General features: G+C 63.8%; 16 protein-coding genes and 1 tRNA gene. 8 read left to right on the top strand and 9 right to left on the bottom strand.

The features are described 5' to 3' along the window. Positions 1–53 precede the first annotated feature (53 nt). The 5 genes from GTP55_RS19795 to GTP55_RS19775 all read left to right on the top strand — a co-directional run bounded on the left by GTP55_RS19795 (position 54) and on the right by GTP55_RS19775 (position 3,039). Positions 54–129, top strand: a tRNA-Phe gene (locus GTP55_RS19795). A 368-nt stretch (positions 130–497) separates the two neighbouring features. Next, entirely contained in the window at positions 498–881 is a 384-nt protein-coding gene (locus GTP55_RS19790; RefSeq protein ID WP_161046579.1) for a hypothetical protein, read from the top strand. 504 nt (positions 882–1,385) lie between these two features. Then, positions 1,386–1,910, top strand: coding sequence for a PAAR domain-containing protein (locus tag GTP55_RS29910; RefSeq protein WP_229258065.1), 525 nt, complete (start codon positions 1,386–1,388; stop codon positions 1,908–1,910). An 8-nt stretch (positions 1,911–1,918) separates the two neighbouring features. Next, positions 1,919–2,521 (top strand): lysozyme family protein, encoded by a 603-nt coding sequence (locus tag GTP55_RS19780; protein WP_229258064.1) that lies wholly within the window; start codon positions 1,919–1,921, stop codon positions 2,519–2,521. Further along, a complete protein-coding gene (locus GTP55_RS19775; RefSeq protein ID WP_161046578.1) occupies positions 2,518–3,039 on the top strand; it encodes a hypothetical protein in 522 nt (173 codons plus the stop codon). The genes GTP55_RS19780 and GTP55_RS19775 overlap by 4 nt, the downstream gene beginning before the upstream one ends. A 246-nt stretch (positions 3,040–3,285) precedes the next feature. On the opposite strand, the gene GTP55_RS19770 is transcribed toward GTP55_RS19775, so the two are convergent. Together GTP55_RS19770 and GTP55_RS19765 are read right to left on the bottom strand one after the other, a co-directional pair. Continuing rightward, a complete protein-coding gene (locus GTP55_RS19770) occupies positions 3,286–5,946 on the bottom strand; it encodes a M1 family metallopeptidase (protein WP_161046577.1) in 2,661 nt (886 codons plus the stop codon). 132 nt (positions 5,947–6,078) lie between these two features. Further along, on the bottom strand, positions 6,079–8,757 hold the full coding sequence (locus GTP55_RS19765) for a PD40 domain-containing protein (RefSeq protein WP_161046576.1): 2,679 nt from the start codon (positions 8,755–8,757) through the stop codon (positions 6,079–6,081). Positions 8,758–8,928: 171 nt separating this feature from the next. On the opposite strand from GTP55_RS19765, the gene trhP reads away from it, so the two are divergent. Together trhP and GTP55_RS19755 are read left to right on the top strand one after the other, a co-directional pair. After that, the gene (gene trhP / locus GTP55_RS19760) at positions 8,929–10,284 is read left to right on the top strand and encodes a prephenate-dependent tRNA uridine(34) hydroxylase TrhP (protein WP_161046575.1); all 1,356 of its coding nucleotides are present in this window, start codon (positions 8,929–8,931) and stop codon (positions 10,282–10,284) included. An 88-nt stretch (positions 10,285–10,372) separates the two neighbouring features. Then, positions 10,373–11,233, top strand: a complete 861-nt coding sequence (locus tag GTP55_RS19755; protein ID WP_229258063.1) for a CAP domain-containing protein — start codon at positions 10,373–10,375, stop codon at positions 11,231–11,233. A gap of 4 nt (positions 11,234–11,237) precedes the next feature. Here GTP55_RS19755 and GTP55_RS19750 read toward each other — a convergent pair whose 3' ends face one another. The 6 genes from GTP55_RS19750 to GTP55_RS19725 are packed head-to-tail and all read right to left on the bottom strand — an operon-like array spanning position 11,238 to position 16,900. Next, positions 11,238–11,777: a DUF2058 domain-containing protein gene (locus GTP55_RS19750; RefSeq protein ID WP_161046601.1), complete on the bottom strand. Its 540-nt coding sequence runs from the start codon at positions 11,775–11,777 to the stop codon at positions 11,238–11,240. 38 nt (positions 11,778–11,815) lie between these two features. Beyond that, positions 11,816–13,240, bottom strand: coding sequence for an efflux transporter outer membrane subunit (locus GTP55_RS19745; RefSeq protein WP_161046573.1), 1,425 nt, complete (start codon positions 13,238–13,240; stop codon positions 11,816–11,818). A 13-nt stretch (positions 13,241–13,253) separates the two neighbouring features. Then, positions 13,254–14,132 (bottom strand): efflux RND transporter periplasmic adaptor subunit, encoded by an 879-nt coding sequence (locus GTP55_RS19740; protein WP_161046572.1) that lies wholly within the window; start codon positions 14,130–14,132, stop codon positions 13,254–13,256. A 2-nt stretch (positions 14,133–14,134) separates the two neighbouring features. Further along, the gene (locus GTP55_RS19735) at positions 14,135–14,341 is read right to left on the bottom strand and encodes a DUF1656 domain-containing protein (protein ID WP_161046571.1); all 207 of its coding nucleotides are present in this window, start codon (positions 14,339–14,341) and stop codon (positions 14,135–14,137) included. After that, the gene (locus GTP55_RS19730; protein ID WP_161046570.1) at positions 14,338–16,434 is read right to left on the bottom strand and encodes an FUSC family protein; all 2,097 of its coding nucleotides are present in this window, start codon (positions 16,432–16,434) and stop codon (positions 14,338–14,340) included. The genes GTP55_RS19735 and GTP55_RS19730 overlap by 4 nt, the downstream gene beginning before the upstream one ends. Before the next feature lie 16 nt (positions 16,435–16,450). After that, complete coding sequence (locus tag GTP55_RS19725) at positions 16,451–16,900, bottom strand: MarR family winged helix-turn-helix transcriptional regulator (protein ID WP_229258062.1); 450 nt, start codon at positions 16,898–16,900, stop codon at positions 16,451–16,453. 117 nt (positions 16,901–17,017) lie between these two features. Between GTP55_RS19725 and GTP55_RS19720 the strand changes: the two genes are divergently transcribed. Next, positions 17,018–18,946 carry an alpha/beta hydrolase family protein gene (locus tag GTP55_RS19720; RefSeq protein ID WP_161046569.1) on the top strand — a complete coding sequence of 643 codons (1,929 nt, stop codon included), beginning with the start codon at positions 17,018–17,020 and terminating at the stop codon, positions 18,944–18,946. A 50-nt stretch (positions 18,947–18,996) separates the two neighbouring features. Here the strand turns inward: GTP55_RS19720 and GTP55_RS19715 are convergent, their stop codons facing one another. Then, positions 18,997–21,777, bottom strand: a complete 2,781-nt coding sequence (locus GTP55_RS19715) for a M16 family metallopeptidase (RefSeq protein ID WP_161046568.1) — start codon at positions 21,775–21,777, stop codon at positions 18,997–18,999. Positions 21,778–21,844: the final 67 nt, after the last annotated feature.

The following is a 21,844-nucleotide window of genomic DNA, read 5'->3' as shown; positions in this document are numbered from 1 at the left end:
AATGGAAATTGGCCCTTGCACTTTCCCGTTGAGATGCTATAATTCTGCTCCTTGGCCTGGTAGCTCAGTTGGTAGAGCAGAGGATTGAAAATCCTTGTGTCGGTGGTTCGATTCCGCCCCGGGCCACCAAGAACAAGATTCACGCGACGCCCACTCATGCCAGTGGGCGTTGTCGTATATGGGATTCGCAGTTTTTGTCTCCGGTCTATTTCCGGTGCTTAAATTGAATTGCGGCTCTTTATGCCCCAGTCAAACGATCGCGGATGGCGGGATTGGCGTTGATCGACGCCGTCACCTTGCCCTTGCAGGAACGTATGAGTCTGCCACCTCCAGGTATTCCTCGAGCGTAAATTCAACACCTTAGTCCTTTGCCCCCCTAAGGCGGTTCTCAACTCCGCTTTGCGCATGCTCATGCGCCTTCTCGAAAAACTTGGCAAAATTGCAGCTAGCCGATGCTCCTGTTACCGCCTAAAGCCTTTACCCCTCACGAGGTCGATATGAAACATTTCATTATGTTCGTCTCATGCGCAATCATATTGGCAAATTCATCTGCAACGGCTGGGACTCAAGTATTAGGTGCAGAAATCGGCGTCACCACTGGCGAGCAGCTAAGAAAAGCGCTGTCCAAAAACACGCAAGTTCAAGATGGTGGATTAAACAAATACAGCGGTGGACAGATGCTGAGCACCGACGGCGCATCATACGAAATTGAAGGCCTCTTGGGGGTAGTGTACATATTTGACACACAGGGAAAGCTTGCCGGTGTAATCATGGAAATGGAGAAAAGTCGTTTCGCTTCGGTTTATCAGTTTCTTAAGCAAAAATATACGGTCAGTTCAGAGCGGCGCCCGTTCGTCGGCAACCAAATACGCGCGTTTTAATCCCCCAGACGCCACCATCGAACTAGATGCACCGCACTTGAGTTTTGAGATGCAGGTGCGCTATCTTCGTAACGATCTGCTAAAGAAATTCAATGCCGATAGTGCCAAGGAAGAAGCAGCAAAGAGAAAATCTGAGGCAGAGAAATTTTAGTAGGACGTATTGCATCCCTGGCTGTGCAGCCGCGCCTTTCGGCGACCGGCTTCGGCTATGGCGACAATTTGTTAGTCAGGCGAGTCGGTGACGTGATACATGATGCGACGCAAAAATTGAAAACACTTGTGTCGGTGTTTCGGTTCCGCCCAGGCCACCAAGAACATCACCACAAAAACGCCGATCCTTGCAGATCGGCGTTTTCGCTTCTGGACTACTCAGTCGTCGGCTTCGGTCTATCTCCAGTCGGTGGCACCAATTTTTTGCTCCTTCTCAATACGAGAGTAAATCATCCAATCCATAGTTGCCAAATGCGTCGTCCCGCTCGCCGACGTCAGATAAAAAGGCTTTAGATGAAACGCCATACAATCACGCTAGGTGCTTCGACTACGGTTGGGGGTAAGGTCATCTCGGCCAGCAGCAACGGTAGCATCAACGGTGTCGGAATTGCGCTTGAAGGCGACATGATTTTCTGCCCTGCCTGCAAGTCAAAAGGAAAGATCGTGTGCGTCGGACCTCGAATTCCGGAGACATGGAACGGCAAGAACGTCGCTTTGGAAAACGATTCGTGCGTCTGCGGCTGCCCTGGCCCTCCCCGACTTGTGCCCAATCAATCTGTCAGATACCAGATCATTGGCGAAACGTCCGACACGTCGCAAGCAACAGACTCGACCGTAGGTGAGACCGCGAGCAGACTGACGATGTTCGACGACAGATATGCGCTAATCGACGAAGAGACTGGCAACCCACTGGCCAACACCGAGTACGCCTTAAGGCGGGAGAGCGGAGAACTCGAATTCGGGACGACCGATTCCCAAGGGCATACGCATCTGCTGGAGGCCGAAGTTCATGCTGAATCGATTCAAATCTACTCGTGAGGGCTAAAATGACTGCTGCGGTAACATCTCCGTCCGGGCGCATTCTGCGTTATCGTGCAACGAGAACCACCACGCCACGCGAGGACAGCGAAGCGAAAAAAGTGAGAATCAAGGCAACCCAAGAGCAGCGTGTAGCGGAAAACAAGGAATTCCTGAAGAATGCAAACGTTCGGGCTTTCCTAAAAGCCATCGGAGAGGCGGAAGGTGGTGGCTACGACTTTAAATTCGGTGCAGTCAAAGGCAAGAAGAACGATCCTTGGCGATTTAGTGATTTTTCGACCCACCCCGGCCCGGGAAAGGGGGGCACTACAACTGCCGCTGGGCTATACCAAATTACCAAGCCCACGTGGCATGACCACGGCGAGAATGGGATGGGTATAACAGATTTCACGCCGGATACCCAAGACCTTATCGCGGTGTCCATTCTGCGCCGGCGAGGTGTTATCGAGAAAATTAAAGAAGGCGATATCGAGGCTGGCATATCTGAGGCATCGGTGCAATGGGCCGCACTTCCAATGGGGAAAGGCAAACCAGGCCATTACCATCAGCCCTATGTTGAGTTTGGGCACTTTGAGGCAGTCTACAAATCCGAAGGGGGGAAGACAAAATGAACAAGGCTATTGTCATCGTCGTGGCCCTCCTTTCTGCTCCTGTGCCGGTCCATGCCGCGCCAGCAGTGCTCAAAGTTGGCGAGCCCTTTATCAAGGCGAGAAAGCAACTCTACGCTGCAGGATGGCGCGCAGACCCGTTAGCCCATTTGTCCACGGGTGAACACATGGGACTGGAAAGGCAGCTTGTGGAAAATGGGTACGCCGAGGTCGACTCTTGTAGCGAGGGTTTGTCTTTCTGCATTCTCCAATACATCAAGGGCAATGCCTGCCTGCGCCTTCAGACGCAGGGGGAGCAGATCCGTTGGATGAAAGTTGATCAGTGGTCCAGCGATTGCCGAGAACGGTCAGTTGGAGAAGAAAGGAATGCGCTGCCCGCCGACGTGAGATACCTGATCCAGTGGCGTAAGGACTGTGAACTCGCTGACGAATGCAAAAGAACCCAACGATTTTTGTTAAAGCTTAAACAAAAATATAGGCATGATCCCGTGATCATGCGGGTCCTTGCGTCCCACAATTAAATCTGACACCGGGTGCAGGCTAAGCGTAGTGCTCACCTCATGCTTTGCACCTACACGGTCGGTCTTGATAGCGAATGCCCACTGTCCGCACGTTCTACCCACACCGTGCGCTGAACGATCTCCGAGACCCGCCGCAAGCGGGGGACATGAAGGTGGTCGGCTGGACTGATGTGTTTAGCGCTCCCATCAGCCAAGCCGTCCTCCGAAAGATAGTGCCCGCATCAGAAGGGCCGAACCGGACAGCGCTCAGTTAGCCGCCACCTTGGGCGCGATCGCGGCGTCGGCCGCCTTGCGCATCATGGCTTGCTCGGTGTGCTTGAAGCGGGCGCTTTCCATGCCGCGCGCCAGTTGCGGCGCCAGCTCGGCCGGCACCTTCTGCTTGATCCAGGCCTCCAGCTCATCCGGCGGCAGCGCGCGCCAGAACAGCTCGGGCACGTATTGGGCCAGGTACAGCGTACCAAACGGCTCAAACGGCGCCAACAATGCGTCCGCATTCGTGGTGAAACTGCTCCAGGCCAGTTGCGGGTGCTGGTCCGTCAGTCTGGCCAGCAAGCCCAGGCGAACCGTCCCGGCCTGCTTGGGAATTTCATCCGACATGACGATGGCTACCGCCTGCCTGGCCAGCGCCGGATCACGCACCGCCATCAGCGCCTGGTAGTAACGCCGCACCTCGGTCTCATTCTTGGCGCCGCGGGCGATGGCATGCAGCTGCTCGAACTCGGCCGGCGTGGCGCCCAGCGCGACGATCGTCAATACCGTGGCCTGGTCTTCGGCCGCGATGCTGCCGCGATCGGCCACGAAGCCGGCGAAACGCTTGCGCGCTTCGGCAATCACTTCGGCGTCGCCCCATGCGCCCAGTCCGGTCAACACCGCGCGGCGCAGTTTGACCACGCCAGGCGTGTCGTCCGCCCGCGCGTCCCAGCCCAGCTGGCGTGACAGCGGCTTGATCAGGTTGCGCGCATAGCTGCTGAACGCGTCGTGGCCCGGCGCGCCGCGCTCATACGATTCGATGGTCGCCAGCACGCCGGTGATCTGTTCCCACGAGCGCTGGTTCTGCACCGTGCCCATGGCCGAAGCCAGCGCCAGGTAGCTGCCCAGCGGCGCCGCGCCCGCTTCGGCCAGCGCCCACTGGTCGTCCAGCATGGCGATGCGGTCGCCGTCGGTCATCTTGCTGAAGTCGCGGGTGTTGCGCGCCAGCGTGGCCTGGTCGTAGGCGACGCGGTAGTAGCCGATCGCGTTGGCGTTGACGGTCAGCGTTTCGGCGCAGTTGCCGGCCTCGATCTTCTGGCCGTCGCCGGTCAGCAGCACCGCCTTGACCGCGCCGCTGCCGCTGCGCACCTGCAACGGCACCTGCCAGTGGCCCTTGCCCGTGCCCAGTCCTTGCAGCAGGAAGCGTTGCTGCGTCAGCGTGACGGTGCGCTTGCCATCGGCGCCGCAAGTGGCGGCCACCGACACCAGCGGGAAGCCCGGCTGGGTGGTCCACGAGGTGGCGATCGCGCTCACTTTATCCCCTTTGCCGCCCTTGCCGCCCGCCGTGTCGAGCGCGCGCCACAGGTCGCCGCCCAGCGTATTGGAATAGGCGTGCTGCTTCATGTAGCTGCGGATGCCCTGGCGGAAGCGCTCCGGCCCCATGTGGTTTTCCAGCATGCGCAGCACCGCCTGCCCCTTGCTGTAGGTGATGGCCGGATCGAAGGCGCTGCTGGCCTCGAGTTCGTTGACCACGTGCTGGACGATCGGATGCACGCTGGCCTGGGCATCCGAGGTCATCGCCTCTTCCTTGGTGGCGTCCTCGCGCTCCCACCAGTGCCAGCTTGGATTGCGCAGGTCGGTTTCGCGCGCCGCCATCCACGATGCGAAGCTTTCGTTGAGCCACAGGTCGTCCCACCAGCCCATGGTCACCAGGTCGCCGAACCATTGGTGCGCCATCTCGTGCGCCTGGATCGAGAACACGCCCTGGCGGTTGGCCAGCGTGCTCGACGGCGTGATCAGCAGCGCCTGGTCGTTGTAGGTGATCGCGCCCCAGTTTTCCATCGCACCGCTAAAGCCGCCCGGCACCGCGATCGAGGTCAGCTTGGGCAGCGGGTACTTGACGCCGAAATAATCGTTGTAGTCGTCGAGGATCTGCTGCGCCGCCGCCAGCGCCGCGCGGCCGCCCTCTTCCTGACCCTTGACCGCCACCACATTGAAGTGCGTGCCGTTGTGGTCGGCGCTGATCTCGGCCAGGTCGCCGGCCGAGAATTCCACCAGGTAGGAGGCCATCTTCGGCGTCGCCCCAAAGCTGGTGGTAGCCAGCTCGCCGTCGACCTTGCGGCTGGCTGGCGGCATGTTGGAATACACCGCCCACTTGGCCGGCACCGTCACGCTCAGCTTGAACACGGCGCGGAAGGCCGGCTCGTCCCAGCAAGGGAACATGCGGCGCGCATCGGTGGCTTCGAATTGCGTACTGAGCATTTCGCCCTGCACGCCGTCCGGCGTCTTGTACTGCTGGGCGAACAGGCCGACCGCCTTGGTTTCGATCTGGCCGGTGTAGTCAAAGCTGAGCGTGTGGCGGCCTTTGCGCGCAGGCGCGTTGAGGGTCACGGTGGTCAGCTGCTTGTCGTCGCTGGAGTCGACGCTCTTGACCGGTTTGCCGTCCAGCAGCACATTGCTGAGCTTTTGATTCAGCGAATTGAACTGGATGGTGGCGGTGGCGTCCTTGAAGTCGAGCAAGATGGTTTCCTTGCCGGCGATCTTGCGCGCGGCCGCATCCGGCGTGATGGCGACGCTGTATTCGAGCGGCACCACGTTCTTGGGCAGGCGGCCGGGAGCGGTCGCGAAATTGAAGATCGCCGGGGCGGCATCGCGCGCCAGGACCGGAACAGCCGGAAAAGCCAACGCCAACGCCAAACTCAACACACCTGCACGCATATTGCTCTCCTGAAGGAGGCCGGCGGCTTGCCGACCACGATCGAAATGACAATCAGGAAATATACACTGGTTTGGGGCAAGCTGATGACGTAAATGGCGGCGCCAGCACTGTGGCGCCGCCATCAGCCTTGCTTAATGCGAGGCCGGCAACACCAGGCGGCGCATGGCCGCAGCCTGACGGCCACCTTGCAGCGCCGGAATCGGCGCCACGATCAGGCGCGCATCGCCCAGGAAGAACAAGGTCTTGCCATCGGGACTGATCGTACCCAGCGCACGCGTATCACACTCGTAGGTGTTGGCAGTGCAGGTCGGGTAATCCGCCAGCTCGAAGTAACCCAGCAGCGGCAAGTCGGTACTGGTCACCATGCGCGTGCTGCTGTCGAACACATACACGCGCGGCTTGCTGGTGCTGCCCACGTACAGGCCACTGCTGTCGTAAGCCATCACATACAAGCGCTTGCCATCCGGCGAGAACACCGGCGTGCGGCCGTAGTACGCGCTATCCGGGATGACCACCTTGCCGATGATGTTGAAATCGCGGTCCCACACAGCGTAAGTGCCTTCCGCAAAACGCTCGCCGCGCAGGCTTTGCGCGCTCTCGAACCAATGACCCAGACCGCTCGGCGCCTGTTGCGCCACCTGGTCGCGGCTATCCAGCGAGACGATCGGCGGCAACGGTGTATAGCTGGCCGACTGCACGATATTGATGCGCGAGCCGTCGCCCGACACCGACGCCCAGCCAAAGGCATACGGACCGCCTATATTGCCGAAGCTCTTGCTGACCAGGTCAAAATACGCCATGTAGCCGCCATCGTCCTGCACGCCGGAAGCGCCGGAGAACAGCACTTTGCCATCATTGCGCACCGCCATCCGTGGCAGGGCGTTCAGCGTTTCGCCATACACGCTGCCAGCTTTGAAGCTGCCTTGTTCGGCCAGCGTGACCGGATCGAACAGCTTGATCTGGCCGCTGGTCACCGTCACGATCAGGCTCTTGCCATCCGGTGAAAGCGCCACCTCGTCGGCACTGGAGACCGGTACGCTGGTGGCATTCCAGTTGGTGCCGCTCTTACTGAAGCGCATCAGCGAACCCAGCGTCTTGTTGACGGTGAACAGCGCCTGCCGCTCGGGGTCGAACACCAGGCCGCCCTTGTTACCTTGCGCCGTCACCGCCGCGTAGGCCAAGGCCGGTTGCGACACCGTCTTCAGCGTGACGCTGCCGGAGCTGGCGCCCAGGCTGTTGGACAGCGCCACCGTGGCATCGCCCTGCGCCGCTGGCAGGCTCAGTTCAAACTGCGTGTCGTTGACGCGCACAATTTGGGCCGGCGTGGCGCCCGTCACCTGCAGCACCTGATTCAGATTGGTAATCGCGTCGAAGCCGCGGCCGCGCACGATGTAATTGCCCGCCTCGCCGGCCAAGCGGGTATGCGGGCTGATGTAACTGACTTCCGGCAGCCGCTTGTCCAGCGTGATGGTGAACTTGGTGCCGGCGGCTTTGCCACTGGCCAGGCTCAAGGTAATGTCGGCCGTGTAGGTGCGGAAATTGGCCAGCTTCAGCATTTGCGCCACATTCACCGATACCCCCAGCTTGTCGGTGCGCAGCGACCCGCTGGTGCGCGACAGCTGCAGCCAGGGCGTATTGCTGCTGGCCTGCCAGCCCTGCACCGGCAGGTTCGGCATGTCGATGCTGATCTGTCCGCTCAAGGTGGATGGCGTGCTCGCCGCATCGACCGTCAGGGTCGAGTTGCCAGCGACATTCCAGTCCGCCGCCACCACATTCAGGCTGATCGGCACCGACACCGGCAGCACGTCGTTGCCGCCGCTCAGCACCAGGTCGGCCAGATAGGCGCCGGGACGCAGACTGGCGGCCGAAGCGACCACGCTGACGGCGCCGCCGGCGCCTGGCGTCACGGTCAGCCAGCCCGGGTCACCCGTACGGTATTGCACACTGGTGCTCAAGCCCTGAGCCCAGTTTGGCAGCGTCACTTTCAGTTGCTGGCCGCTGCTGGCATAGCCTGCAGGCGCCGAGAACGCCAGGCTGGGGCGGTCCGGGGTGATGCTGCTGACCGAGGAAGGATCGGCAGTGACGCGATAGGTCACCGGAATGGTGGTCGCGCGGCTGCCCGCGCTGACCGTCACCAGGCCGTTGAAAATGCCGGGCCCCTTCGACGCGGCGATCACCGTCATGCCACTGGAGGTGATGTTCGCAACCCGCAGCCAGGTGGCGCTGGTGGTGGCGGAAAAACTGCTCACGCCGCTCGGCAACTGCACCGCCACTGGCGTGGAGGCCGAGGCGCCGGTCAGCGAGCTGAAGTCGACACTGCCCGGCGTGACCTTCAAGCCCTTGCCGACGCTGACCGTATAGGCCACGTTGGCTGGCGAACCATTGAAGTGCTGGGTGCATTGTTTATCGGCGCACATCGACAGCTTCAGCGTGCCGGAATACTCGCCGGCCGCCAGCTGCATTTTCGGATACACAGAGAACTGTGCCTGCGTGCCGTTAATGCGGGCTTCCACATGATCGATGGCCGTGCCCAGGTCCTCGCCGCCGAAATAGGCGGTGGTCGGCACATTGCTGCCGCTGCCCGTGCCCAGAATGATCTGCGACGGGATCACGCTGCCTTCATCCCCGCTAAACCGCAACTGGGTCCGGTCGATGCTCACTGAAAACCCGGGCGCCGGATCAACAGTCGAACCGCCGCCGCCTGACGCGCCGCCGCCACTGCCGCCGCCACCACCGCCGCAGGCGACCAGCAGCGACGACAGCCCGATAGCAACCAGATAGCGCAGCTGATTGATTTTATAGATTAACAATATGTTCTCTTGAGAAATTTAATAAAAAGCAATTTTATATCAAGATTGTAAATCTATGTAAATAGGCATGAGACCCGTAGCATGTCAGGGCGCTGGGCTGAGCATTTTTTGATCTGCCGCAAAGATCGGGCTGAACGGGATCACTAGAATCCCCCACTTTGCCCGCCGTTTATGCTCAAAGCTCCCGAACTCCTCCTGCCCGCCGGCTCGCTCGACAAGATGCACGCCGCCTTCGACTTCGGCGCCGACGCCGTCTACGCCGGCCAGCCGCGCTACAGCCTGCGCGTGCGCAACAACGATTTCTCCACCCTGCCAACGCTGCAGCAAGGCATCGAAGGCGCCCATGCGCGCGGCAAGCAGTTCTTCGTCGCCAGCAATATCTTCGCCCACAACGCCAAGCTCAAAACTTATCTGCGCGACATGGAACCGGTGATCGCCATGCGGCCGGATGCGCTGATCATGGCCGATCCCGGCCTGATCATGATGGTGCGCGACAAATGGCCGGAGGTGCCGATACATCTGTCGGTACAGGCCAACGCCGTCAACTGGGCCGACGTCAAATTCTGGCACCGCATGGGGCTGACGCGGGTGATCCTGTCGCGCGAGTTGTCGCTCGACGAGATCGAGGAAATCCGCCAGCAGTGCCCGGAGATGGAGCTGGAAGTGTTTGTGCACGGCGCGCTGTGCATCGCCTATTCCGGCCGCTGCCTGCTGTCTGGCTACTTCAACCATCGCGATCCCAACCAGGGCACCTGCACCAACTCCTGCCGTTGGGACTACAAGGTGCAGCACGCCGCCGAAGACGCCACCGGCGATTTCGCCCAGGTGATTCCGCTGCAATTCCAGCAGGCTTTGCAGGAAGCCGAGCAGCGGCCGTTCTCCTCGCTGCACCAGCAGCCGCGCCACCCGCTGGCCGACAAGGCCTACCTGATCGAGGAAGCCGAACGTCCCGGCCAGCTGATGCCGATCATGGAAGACGAACACGGCACCTACATCATGAACTCCAAGGACTTGCGCGCGGTCGAGCATATCGAGCGGCTGGTGAAAATCGGCGTCGATTCGCTGAAGGTGGAAGGCCGCACCAAGTCGCTGTACTACGCGGCGCGCACGGCGCAGGTGTACCGCCGGGCCATTGACGACGCCGTGGCCGGCCGCCCGTTCAATATCGACCTGCTGGGCCAGCTGCAAGGGCTGGCCAATCGCGGCTACACGGACGGCTTCTACCAGCGCCATCACACCCAGACCTACCAGAACTACATGCGCGGGGCGTCCGAGGCCAACCGCAGCCAGTACATCGGCGACGTGCTGAGCGTACAGGACGGCTGGGCGCGGGTGGAAGTGAAGAACCGTTTTTCCGTCGGCGACCGGCTGGAGGTGATCCACCCGCAAGGCAACCGCGATATCGAACTGACCCGCATGCTGAGCGACGACGGCGCCGAGATCAGCGTGGCGCCCGGCAGCGGCCACTTCGTCCGCATCGCCCTGGACGCGTCCCTGGACCGCGCCTTACTGGCGCGCTACCTGTAGGCGACGCAGGCCGACCACCATCCGGCAGGCTTGTCGCCGGCGCGACAATATGTCACCATGGCAACTTGAGTTACTAACGAGAATTGTCATGTTCAAACTGGCAATGTTGATCGCCACCCTGCTTGCGGCCGGCGCAGCGGCCGCGCAGTCCGACGCAGACCGCCTGACGATGCTGGTCAACGCCTATCGCGCGGCGCCCGGCACCTGCCAGGGCCAGGCGGCAGCGGCGCTGCCGCCGTTGACGCCCCAGCCGGCGCTGGCGGCCGTGCGGCTGACGCCCGGCACCATCCTGTCCGCCGCGCTCGAACGCGTGGGTTACAACAATAACAAGGCGGATGCGATCTCGATCGACGGCGCCAGTACACCGCAAGACGCCATGGCCGCCATCCAGCAGTCCTACTGCGGCACGCTGCTCAATAGCGGCTATACCGACATCGGCAGCACGCGCAACGGCGCCGAATGGACCGTGGTGCTGGCCCAGGCCGCCGCAGCGCTGCCGTCCACCACCTGGCCCGACTGGCACGACGCCGGGCAAGAGATCCTGCTCGAAGTGAATGCGGCGCGCAGCAGCGGCCACGACTGCGGTGGCAAGTTCATGCCGCCGGCGCCGCCGCTCAGCTGGAACGCCCAACTGGGCGACACGGCGCTGGGCCACAGCAGCGACATGGCGTCGCAACGCTATTTTGCTCACGTCGCCAAAGATGGCAGCGACGTCGGTGTGCGTTCGCGCCGCAACAACTACAACTGGAGCCGCATCGGCGAAAACATCGCCTTCGGCATGAACACGCCGCAGGAAGCGGTGGCCGGCTGGCTGTCCAGCCCCGGCCACTGCCTTAATATCATGAATCCCGGACTCACCGAGATGGGGGCGGCGTATGCCGTCACGCCGCAGAAGCAAGCCGGCCTGACTTACTGGACGCAGGTGCTGGGCAAACCTCGGCAACAGTAGGCGCTTACCACATCAGATCATCGGGAATCTTGAAGGCGGCGTACGGATCATCCTCTTCCACCTCGGCGGCGACCTGCTTGACGCACACCACGATGCCCGGATTGCGCTCGGCGATCTTGTCGGCGATCACGCGCGGCACCAGCTCATAGCCGCCGCCCTCGCCCACGATCACCAGCCGGCCCGCCACCAGATGCTCGCGCACCGCCGGCGTCACGTAGATGCGCTCGATCTTGGTGCCGAAGGTGAAGTTGTAGGCGATATCGGCGTGGTTGCCCTTGCTCTGCTTATTCTGCTGCACCATCTGCGTGATCTGCGCGGCGATGGCTTTCTGCTGCGCGGCGGCGTCACGCTCGGCGTTGGCCAGGCGCGCCTTCTCCGCATTGGCGCGTTGCAGTTCCTGCGCCGCCAGCTTGGTCTCGTCCACGCTCTCCACGCCGGCGCGGCGGTTCTCTTTCTGCTGCTTGCTCTTGTTCTGATTGGTGACTTTGACTTTATTCTTGTCCACCAAGCCGGCTTTTAATAACTGATCCGCCAGTCCCATGATGCTAACTCCTTATTAACGAAGGCGATAGCATACCATTCTTACTGCTGCTGCCAGCCGCCGCCCAGCGCCAGGAACAGCGCGATCTGGTCAGTCGCCAGCGTGGCGTCCGAGGCCGCCCAGGCGGCATCGGTGGCGGCCAGCGTGCGGTCGGCGTCCAGCACCGACAGGAAATCGGTGCGGCCGTACTGGTACAGGCGGTGCGATTGCTCGGACGCCAGCGCGCTTTCGTCGCGCGCCGTTTTCAGCGCGGCGTTGCGGTCCAGTTCACGCGCATAGACGGTCATCGCGCTCTCCACTTCCTTCAGCGCGTTGAGCACCGTGCCGTCGAACCTGGCCAGCGCGCCGTCGGTGCCGGCTTCCGCCTGCGCGATGCGGCTGCGCGCGGAGCCGGTGTCCGGCAGCGTCCACGAAATCAGCGGGCCAAGGCTCCAGCGCGTGGCGTTGGCGGCGCCGAAGTGGTCCAGCAAACCGGTGCTGCCGACCGAGGCGCCCAGGCTGATGCTCGGATACAGGTCGGCAGTCGCCACGCCGATGCGCGCGGTGGCGCCGGCCAGCGTGCGCTCGGCCTGGCGGATGTCCGGACGGCGGCGCAGCAGCGCGGCGCCATCGCCCACCGGAATCTGCGTCGTCAGGCGCGGTGCGGCCTGGCACTGCAGCAGGTGCATATTCATTTCCTGCGGCGTCTTGCCGGTCAATGCGGCCAGGCGATAGTGGGCGATGCGGTGCTGCGCTTGCAGCGGCGGCAACGCAGCCTGCAACTGCGCCAATTGGCTGCGGGCTCGCGCGCCGTCAATGGCGGTGCCGCGGCCGGCGCGGGTGCGTTCATCGGTCAGCGCAACAAACTTCTGCTGCAAGTCGACCGCCTGCTGGGCCACGGCCATCTGCCGCACCGCCGAACAGGCATCGGCGTAGGCGCGCGCGGTGTCGGCGGCCACGGTCACGCGCACCAGGTCGACGCCTGCCTGCGCGGCCTGGGTGTCGGCGTTGGCCGCTTCCACTGCACGGGCGATTTTGCCGAACATATCGGTCTGGTACGACACGCGCACGCCGACGTCGTAGTTGAATTTATCCGGCAGCGCCTTCGGCGAACCAATCGGCACGCCCGACGAGCGGCCCACGCCCGGCGCGGCGCTGATGCTGACTTCCGGCTTGCGCTCTTCTTCCGCCTGATCCAGCACGGCGCGGGTGCGCGCCAGGTTGGCGGCGGCCACGCGCAGGTCGGTGTTGGCGGCGAAGGCTTGCTGCATCAGCTGGTCCAGCACCGGATCGTCGTACAGACGCCACCAGTGATCCGGCAGCGGCGCCGATTTGTAGGCTGCTTCCGCCGTGCCGAGGAACGGCGCGGCGGCTTGCGGACGTTTGATCACGGCCTGCTCCGGCACCTTGTAATTGGGGCCGACGGTGCCGCAGGCGGCCAGCACTGCGGCCAAAGCCACGCCGCTTAATAGCTTGAGTGAGTTCATGCTGTCCTCCGCATTACGAACGTTTGGTCTGCACATCAACCGTCACCGTCTGGCCGGCGACCAGGCGCGCGCCTGCCGGCAAGGCGTCAAGCTTGATGCGTACCGGGATGCGCTGCGCCAGCCGCACCCAGTTGAAGGTCGGATTGACGCTGGACAGCAGGTTGGACGAGGTGCTGCGGTCGCGGTCTGCCACGCCGCCAGACAGGCTTTCCACATGGCCCTTGAGACGCAGCGATTGACCCATCGGCAGCACTACCACGGCGTCGCCGATCCGGATCGCCGGCAGCTTGGTCTCTTCGAAATAGCCTTCAACATAGTAGGAGTCGCTGTCGATCAGCGCCAGCACGGCGCGGCCGGCGCTGACGTAGGAGCCGGCGCGCAGGTCGAGGTTGGAGACGGTGCCGTTCACCGGCGACACCACCCGGGTGCGTTGCAGATTGAGCTTGGCCACATCGCGGGCCACCACCGCTTGCGCCAGCGCGGCGCGCAACTGGTCGACGCGCGACGAGCCCTGCTCGCGCGTTTCGGCCGACACCAGGTCGCGCAGATCGTTGTTGCGGCGCGATTCCTTCAGCGCCTGGTCCAGTGTGGCGCGTTGCGCCTGCTCGGCGGCTTCGGCCTGGCGCAGCGCCAGCTCAAAGCGCGCGCGGTCGACTTCAAACAGCACGTCGCCGATTTTTACCTGCTGGTTGTCGCGCACCAGCACATTGGTAACCTGGCCGGTGACGTCCGGCGCCACCTGCACCACGTCCGCTTTCACGCGGCCGTCGCGGGTCCACGGTTCCACTTCGTAGTGCTGCCACAGGCGCCATCCCAGTAGGCACGCCACGGCCACAGCGGCCATCGTCACAATAAACCGGCCCAGGGCCAGCAAAGGAGTTTTGAGGTTCATGTTTAGCCCCGATTCGTCAATATCATGGAGAAGCTGCCCAGCAAAATGAAGAACAGCGCAAATTCAAACAGCGCGGGATGCCATACCAGACGGTAGAAGCCAACCCGCATCAGCAGCCGGCCCAGCGCGCGCGTGCATACCAGCGCAAGGATGGACAACAGCAGCAAAGTAGGTACGTATAGTCCGTACAGACTCAATTCGGCAATCACGATGCAATCTCCGGTTGATAGGCGGCCGCGCGCGGAAACAGGTCGCGCCGCATGCTGGCCAGTGCGGCCGCCGCTTGCGGACGCGCCGCGCCGATGCCGCCGTCGGCGTCGGCCGCACCATGCGCGCCAGCGGCGCATACCGCGCGCAGCGTGCCGTCCAGCCGCTCCAGCAAAGCCGCCGGCGCCTGGCCGTGGCCGATCGCGCTGCTGCCGAAGTAGCCGCCCAGCTTTTGCATCAGCGGTTGCAGCGTCACGCCGGCTTCTTCCAGCGGCTGGCGCAGGCCGCACAGCTGCGCCACATGCAGGCCGACGCGCAGTTCGCGCAGCCCATCGACCGCCACCGCGCGCGCTTCCGGCGTTGGATGGGCGATGGCCAGGCGCGGCATCAGCAGCCCGATACGATCCACCATGCGCGCCGAAATCCTGACCAGCGGTTCGCGCGCGCTGGCCTGCGCCATTTGCGCGACTTCACGGCGCGCGGTGCGCAGCATGCGTTGCGCCATCCAGTCGCCGCCCACTGTGCGTACCAGGCTGGTGATGACGGCAGCGGCGATATAGCCGAACAGCTGCGCTACCATGCTATTCAGGAAGCCGGGAATATCCAGCGTGCCGGTGTCCTGCAGCGACAGCGTGCCGGCGATGCCGATCAGGAAAGCCAGCGCCGCGCCGGCGGTGGCGGGGCGCGGCATGTAGGCGCCGCCGATCAGGAATACCGGCGCGATCACCAGTACCAGCATTTCGTAGCTGTGCACCGCCGGCAGCACGAACAGGATGTAGGCCGCCGCTATCGGCATCGAAATCACCGTCCATTTCAGGAACGCCAGGATGGCCGGCGTCGGGTTGTCCTGCGTGGCGAAGAAGCAGCACAGCACCCCCGCCATCATCGGCGCGGCGGCGCCGGACGGCCACGCGGTAAGGATCCAGAACGCACAGCACAGCAAAATGGTGAGCGTCGCCGCCAGCGCGGAACGCAGCGCCATGCCATGGTCGCGGTGCAGCACCGACGGCGTCACGTGCGGCGTGTATTGTGCCGCGCCGCCGGCCATCACGGCGCCGACGTTGCTGCGCAATTCGAGGCCGTCTTCGCAGGCTTCGATCAGCGCGTCGAGACGCTGCGCGAGATTGAGCCGCAGGATTTCGCTCCAGCTGGCGTTGGCCGGCAGCGAGGGCTGCAACTGCGCCAGTGCCGCCCGCAGTTGGGCGGCGCGCGCCGGATCGGCGTTGCCACCGGCTGCCACCCAGGCGGCGATATCGTCCAGCAGCGCGGTCCACGGCGCCAGGCTATCCGGATCGACTTCGCGCAGCGCGGTAAGGCGGTCTTCCACCGCCAGCAGCAGCGGCACCATTACAGTCAGGCGGTCGTGCAGGCCGTGCACCATGCCGGCGGTCCAGCGCAGGTGGGAGGTGTCGAACGGCAGGTGGGTCGACATCACGCGCATCTCGCTGATTTCGCCGGCCAGCGCCAGCCGCGTGTGCACCGCCGGAGCGGCTGGCGCGGCTGGCGGTGCATACGCGGTTGGCGCGGTAACGGCGCCGGGATTCAGCACCTCGCCCATCCAGCGCTGCGCATCGCCGAGGGCGCGGTCCAGCCGGGCCAGCAGCACCGGGCCCACGCCCTGCGGCAGCAGCAGCGAATGCACCACGGTGGCGGACAGGATGCCGATGGTGATTTCCTCCACCCGCGCCAGGCCGGTATCGAAGATGGCTGCGGGGTCACTCACGGCGGGAAAGCCGATCAGCCCCGCCGTGTACCCGGCCAACATGAAGATGTAGGAGCGTGGCGTGCGGTCCAGCAGCGACAGGTACAGGCACAGGCCCACCCAGCACGCCAGCGCCAGCGACAGCAGCTCCGGCGCATTGGCCATGCGCGGCACCATGACGATGGTGGCGATGCTGCCGATCAGCGTGCCGCACACGCGGAACAGCGCCTTGGAGCGCACCGCGCCGGAGAACGGACTGGCGACGATATACGCCGTCATCATCGCCCAGAAAGGGCGTGGCAAACCGGCCGCCAACGAGACGTACAGCGCCAGCATCGAGGCGATAAAGCATTTCAGCGAGAACAAAATCTCGCTCCCTTTAGGCATGTGCATGATGGCCGCCCCGCGCTTAACCCGCGCTGCGCCCGGCCAGCACCTGATCCAGCTGCACCAGCACGCGCACGGTGGTTTCGATGTCGGCCTGCGGCATGCCCTTGAACAGGTCGCGGCGGAATGGCGCCAGCGCTTTTTCCAGGCGCTCGGCGATGTTCTTGCCGGCGCTGGTCAGGGACAGCGTCTTGGCGCGGCGGTCGCTGGGATCGTCCTGGCGCAGCACCAGGCCGGCCGCCACCAGTTGGTCGATGATGCGTACCAGCGACGGCGGCTCGATGCCGACGGCGTCCGCCACCTGGCCGGGCCGCACGCCGTCGCCCAGGCGCGAAATCATCAGCACCGGCCAGGCGCTGGCGTGCGACAGCTCAAAGTCCGCCGTCAACGCGTCGGCCGCGCTCTTGTAGGCACGCGCCACGTGGATCAGCGTATGGGTCAGGGACATCAGGGTCTTGTCGTAGGCGGTCATGGTCGACTCGTTCAAATATACTTAGGATGCTAAATATTAGCATCGAACGAAAATCTTTGCTGGGCAGGCGCTGGAATCTGCGCTATCGTTGTCGTTTTAAATATCTTTTTTGCCACCATGAAGCTGATTGCCATACTGCTGGCCGCTGCGACGGGAGCGATTGCGGCGCAGGCCGCGCCCATCCCCATCGAGCAGTTCTTCCAGAAGCCGCAGATGACCGGCGCCAGCATCTCGCCCGACGGCCGCCATGTCGTGCTGCGCCTGCAGTCGCCGGCCGGCCGCAGCATGCTGAAAGTGCTCGATGCCGACAGCCACGCGCAGAACGTGGTGGCGGCCTACCGCAATGCCGACGTCGAAACCTTCTTCTGGCTGAACGACCAGCGGCTGGCCTACACCGTGATCAACGTCGATCACGGCGGCGACATCGGCCAGACCGGCCTGTACGCGGTGGACCGCGACGGCAAGGCCTTCACGGTGCTCTCGCCCACCATCGTGCCGCAACGCTCCTTTGCCGACAGCGACTACGCCAACAACGCCTACCTGGCCCGCCCCACCGTCAACGGTTTCCCGCCGCGCAAGGGCGACGTCATGTTCGCGGTGGCGCGCTTCCCGGACTATGAAGTGCTGATGCGCCTGAACACGCGTTCGGGCGGCCGTCCACTCGACGTGCGCGCGCCGCGCGGCACCCACCGCTGGCTGGTGGACGCCGATGGCGAGGTCCGGGTGGCGGTCGCGCGGCGCCGCGGCATGGATATCGTGTACCACCGGGCCGACGATAGCTGGCGCGAGGTGGCCAGCTTCGATCCGCTGTCGCCGCAGGCCTTCCAGCCCAAGCTCTACGTCAATGGCCAGCTGTATGTGCAGGCCTACAGCGGCAACGACGAGGCATCGATCTACCGCTTCGACCTGGAGAAAAAAGCGCTGGACGCCAAACCGCTGATCATCGTGCCGGGCTACGACGCCGACGGCTACTTCCAGATCAGCGACAGCAAGATGCTGGGCTTCCGTGTCAACACCGATAGCGAAAACACGGTGTGGTTCGACGACGGCATGAAGGCGATGCAGCAGGAAGTCGACGCGCTGCTGCCCGCCACCATCAATACGCTGAGCTACGGCGGCCATAGCGAGACGCCGTTTGTGCTGGTGGACGCGCACAGCGATGTGCAGGACCATATCTACCTGCTGTACAACCGCGACACCAAAAAGCTGCTGCGCCTCGGCGACGCCCATCCGGACCTGAAGCCGGAACAGATGGCGCCGATGGCGATGGAGCGCTACCCGGCGCGCGACGGCTTGCGCATCCCGATTTACTTCACGGTGCCGGAACCGGCAGTCAAGCGGCCGCGCCCGACGGTGGTGCTGGTCGGCGATCCGCAATGGAAGCGCAGCGCCAGCTGGGCGTGGAATGAGGAGGTGCAGTTTCTGGCCTCGCGCGGCTACGTGGTGCTGCAACCGCAGTCACGCGGCACCGGCGGCTTTGGCCGCGCTTTCGAGGCGGCCGGCGACAAGCAGTGGGGCCGCGCGATACAGGACGATCTCGCCGATGCGGTCAAGTGGTCGGTGGCGCAGGGCTATACCGATCCGGCGCGGGTGTGCATCGCCGGCACCGGCTACGGCGGCTATGCGGCGATGATGGGATTGATACGCGATCCGGCGCTGTTCAAATGCGGCATCAGCTGGTCGGGCATGACGGATCTGGGCGCCATGTTCGAGCGGGACTGGAAGGATGTGGCGGAGGAGCGCGGGCTGGCGCAACTGGCGGCACGGGTCGGTGATCCGAAACTGGATGCGGCGCAGTTCCGCGCCACCTCGCCGCTGCACAACGCGGCGCGCATCACGCAGCCGGTGTTGCTGGCCTATGGCAAGGAGGATGCGCGCGTGCCGTTCCACGAGGGCCGCAAGTTCCGCGATGCGCTAAAGGCCACCAACCAGCAGGTCGAGTGGCTGGAATACACGCCCAACGTGGAGGACTGGAAGACGCAGGCCAACCGCATCGACCTGTGGCGCCACATCGAGGCCTTCCTGGCCAAACATATCGGCCCATAAAAAACGCCGGCGCGGCGCACAGGCGCCGGCAGGCGTGTCGGCGATGATGCTTACGGCAGCGGCTTGCCGTCAACGTCGATCTTGCGCACTTCGCCGATGTTCAGCGAGCGCACGCCCGCTTCCACCTTGCTCAAATCACCCACCACCAGCCACACCAGCTGGTTCGGCGCGATGGTGCGCGCCGCCAGCGCGTTGGCGCTGTCCGGGGTCAGCGCCGTCACCTTGGCGGTGAAGGTGTTGTAGTAGTCCTCCGGCAGCTGGTAGCGGATGATGTTGCCATAGCGGCTGGCCAGCTGGCCGGCGGTTTCAAACGATCCGGCCAGGCTCAGGGTCGCATTGGTCTGGGCGTCGGCCAGTTCGGCGGCGGTGATCGGGCGCTTGCCGGCGATGTTGGCGTACTCCGTCACCAGCTCCTGCAACGACTCCTTGGTCTTGTCGGTCTGCACCGGTGAAGCGCTCAGATACATGCGCTGGCCCACCGCTGGCCACAGACGCGCGTTGACGCCGTACGACCAGTGCTTGTCCTCGCGCAGGTTCATGTTGATGCGCGAGCTGAAGGTGCCGCCGAAGACGTCGTTGATCACGCCCAGCTCCACGTCCTCGGGTGCGTTGCGCGGCGGCGCCAGTTGCACGCCGTAGATCACGCTCTGCTGCGCGCCCGGCTTGTCCATCAGGTAGACCACCGGCTTGGCCGGCGGCGCCACGGTGGCGATCTCCTTCTTCGGCGCCGCGCCAGGTTTCCAGCCGGCGAAGGCTTTTTCCAGCAGCGGGGTGATCTCGGCCAGCGTGGTGTCGCCCACCACCAGCAGCGTGGCGTTGTTCGGCTTGAACCAGGACTGGTGATATTGCGCCAGGTCGTCGCGTTTCAGGCCGCTCACGCCGGCTTCGGTGCCGCTGCCGCTGACCGGCACCGCGTAGGCGTGGCCGGCGCCGAACAGCAGCTGCGGCAGCACGCGCAGGCCCATCGCCTGCGGATTGGACTTCTCACGCGCGATCGCCGCCAGCTGGTCCTTCTTCAGGCGTTCCAGTTCGTTGGGCGCAAAGGCCGGATGCTGGATCACATCCGCATACACCGCCAGCGCCTTGGGCAGCGTGGCCTTGAGCGTGTTCAGGCTGACCGTCACGCTATCGAGACCGGTATAGACGGCAAACTGCGCGCCGGCCGCTTCAAACGCTTCGCTGATGGCGCTGGCGCTGCGGCTGGTGGTGCCCTCTTCCAGCATGCGGCCGGTCAGGCTGGCCAGTCCCTCGGTTTTCTGCGTGTCCGAGGCGTAGCCGGCATCGACGATCAGCGAAAAATCGACCAGCGCGGCGGCGTGGCGCTCGGCCAGCACCACTTTCAGACCGTTCGACAGCGTGGCCTTCTGCATCGGCGGCAGCGTCAGGGCGGACGCCTTGCCCAGCGCCGGCGGCTGGCTGCGATCCAGCTTGGCGGTGGTGGTCAGGTTGGTCGGATACGGCTGCACGTCCAGCACATAATCGCCGTCCGTCAGCCAGGTCTGCATCGCCTGCTTGACCTGCGCCGGCGTGGCCGCCTTGATCGCCTTCAGGTAATCCTTGTAGCATGCCGGATTGCCGGTGTAGGTGGTGCAGCTGGCCAGCAGGTCGCTCTTGCCGCCAAAGCCGCCGATGCGTTCGACGATGCGGGTGTACTGCGCCAGGATGGTGGTCTTGGCCAGTTCCAATTCGGCGGCGGTGGGGCCGGTCTTGATCAGCGCCTGCAGTTCCTCGTCGCCGGCGCGCTCCATCTTCGCGCTGTCGGCGCCGGGACGCGCGGTCAGCATCACGTAGAACTGGCCGGCGATTTCCGAGCCGCTGTTAAACGCGCTGGCGTCGGTCGCCAGCTGGTCCTTGTACACCAGCCGCTTGTAGAAGCGCGAGGTCTTGCCGCCGCCCAGCACCTGCGCCGCCAGATCCAGCAGCGGTTCGGTGGCGGTGTCGGTGCCCGGCACATTCCACACGCGGTAGATGCGCGCCTGCGGCACCCGGTCCTGCACCGTGCCGCGATGGGTGCCGGTGCGCTTGGCGATCCACTCCTGCTGCTTGGCCAGCGGCGGGCCGGCCGGGATGTCGCCGTAATACTTCTCGACCTTTTCACGCGCCTGTTCCGGCGTAATGTCGCCGGCCAGCACCAGCGTGACGTTGTTCGGGCCATAGTTGGTCTTGAACCAGTCCTGCACGTCGGTCATCGACGCCGCATCCAGATCGGCCATCGAACCGATCGTGGTCCACGAATACGGGTGGCCGACCGGCCAGGTGTTCTCCGCCAGCAGCTGGCGCGTCACGCCGTACGGGCGGTTCTCGCCCAGCCGCTTCTCGTTCTGCACCACGCCGCGCTGCAGGTCCAGCTTCTTCTGATCGAGCACGCCGAGCAAATGGCCCATGCGGTCGCTCTCGGCGAACAGCGCGTAGTCCAGCATCGAGGTCGGCACGTTCTGGAAGTAGTTGGTGCGGTCGCCGTTGGTGGTGCCATTCAGGTCGGTGGCGCCGATGCGTTCCAGCGCGTTGAGGTAGGTCTGGTTGAAGTTCTCGCTGCCGCTGAACATCAGGTGCTCGAACAGGTGGGCAAAGCCGGTCTTGCCGGGCTTCTCGTTCTTGGAACCGACGTGGTACCAGGTGTTGATCGCCACCACCGGCGTCTTGTGGTCTTCGTGCACCAGCAAGGTCAGGCCGTTTTTCAGCACGAATTTGGTGTACGGGATGTCGGGAATCGCGATGTCGCTTTTGGCGACAGGCTGGGTGGTGTCGGCGGCATACGCGGCGCCGGTGGCGCCGGCGGAGAGCAGCGCGATGGCGGCCGCGAGGACGGTGCGGCGCAAGGACATGGTCATGCGGTATCTCCCAAAGAAGTGAACCTGCAAAAAAAATGGGCGCCTGCATTGCAGCAGGCGCCCATTC

Source organism: Duganella margarita (assembly GCF_009857535.1).
In the GTDB taxonomy this organism is placed as follows: domain Bacteria; phylum Pseudomonadota; class Gammaproteobacteria; order Burkholderiales; family Burkholderiaceae_D; genus Rugamonas; species Rugamonas margarita.
The sequence above is the reverse complement of the archived record's forward strand: the minus strand, read 5'-3'. Positions and strand labels throughout refer to the sequence as shown.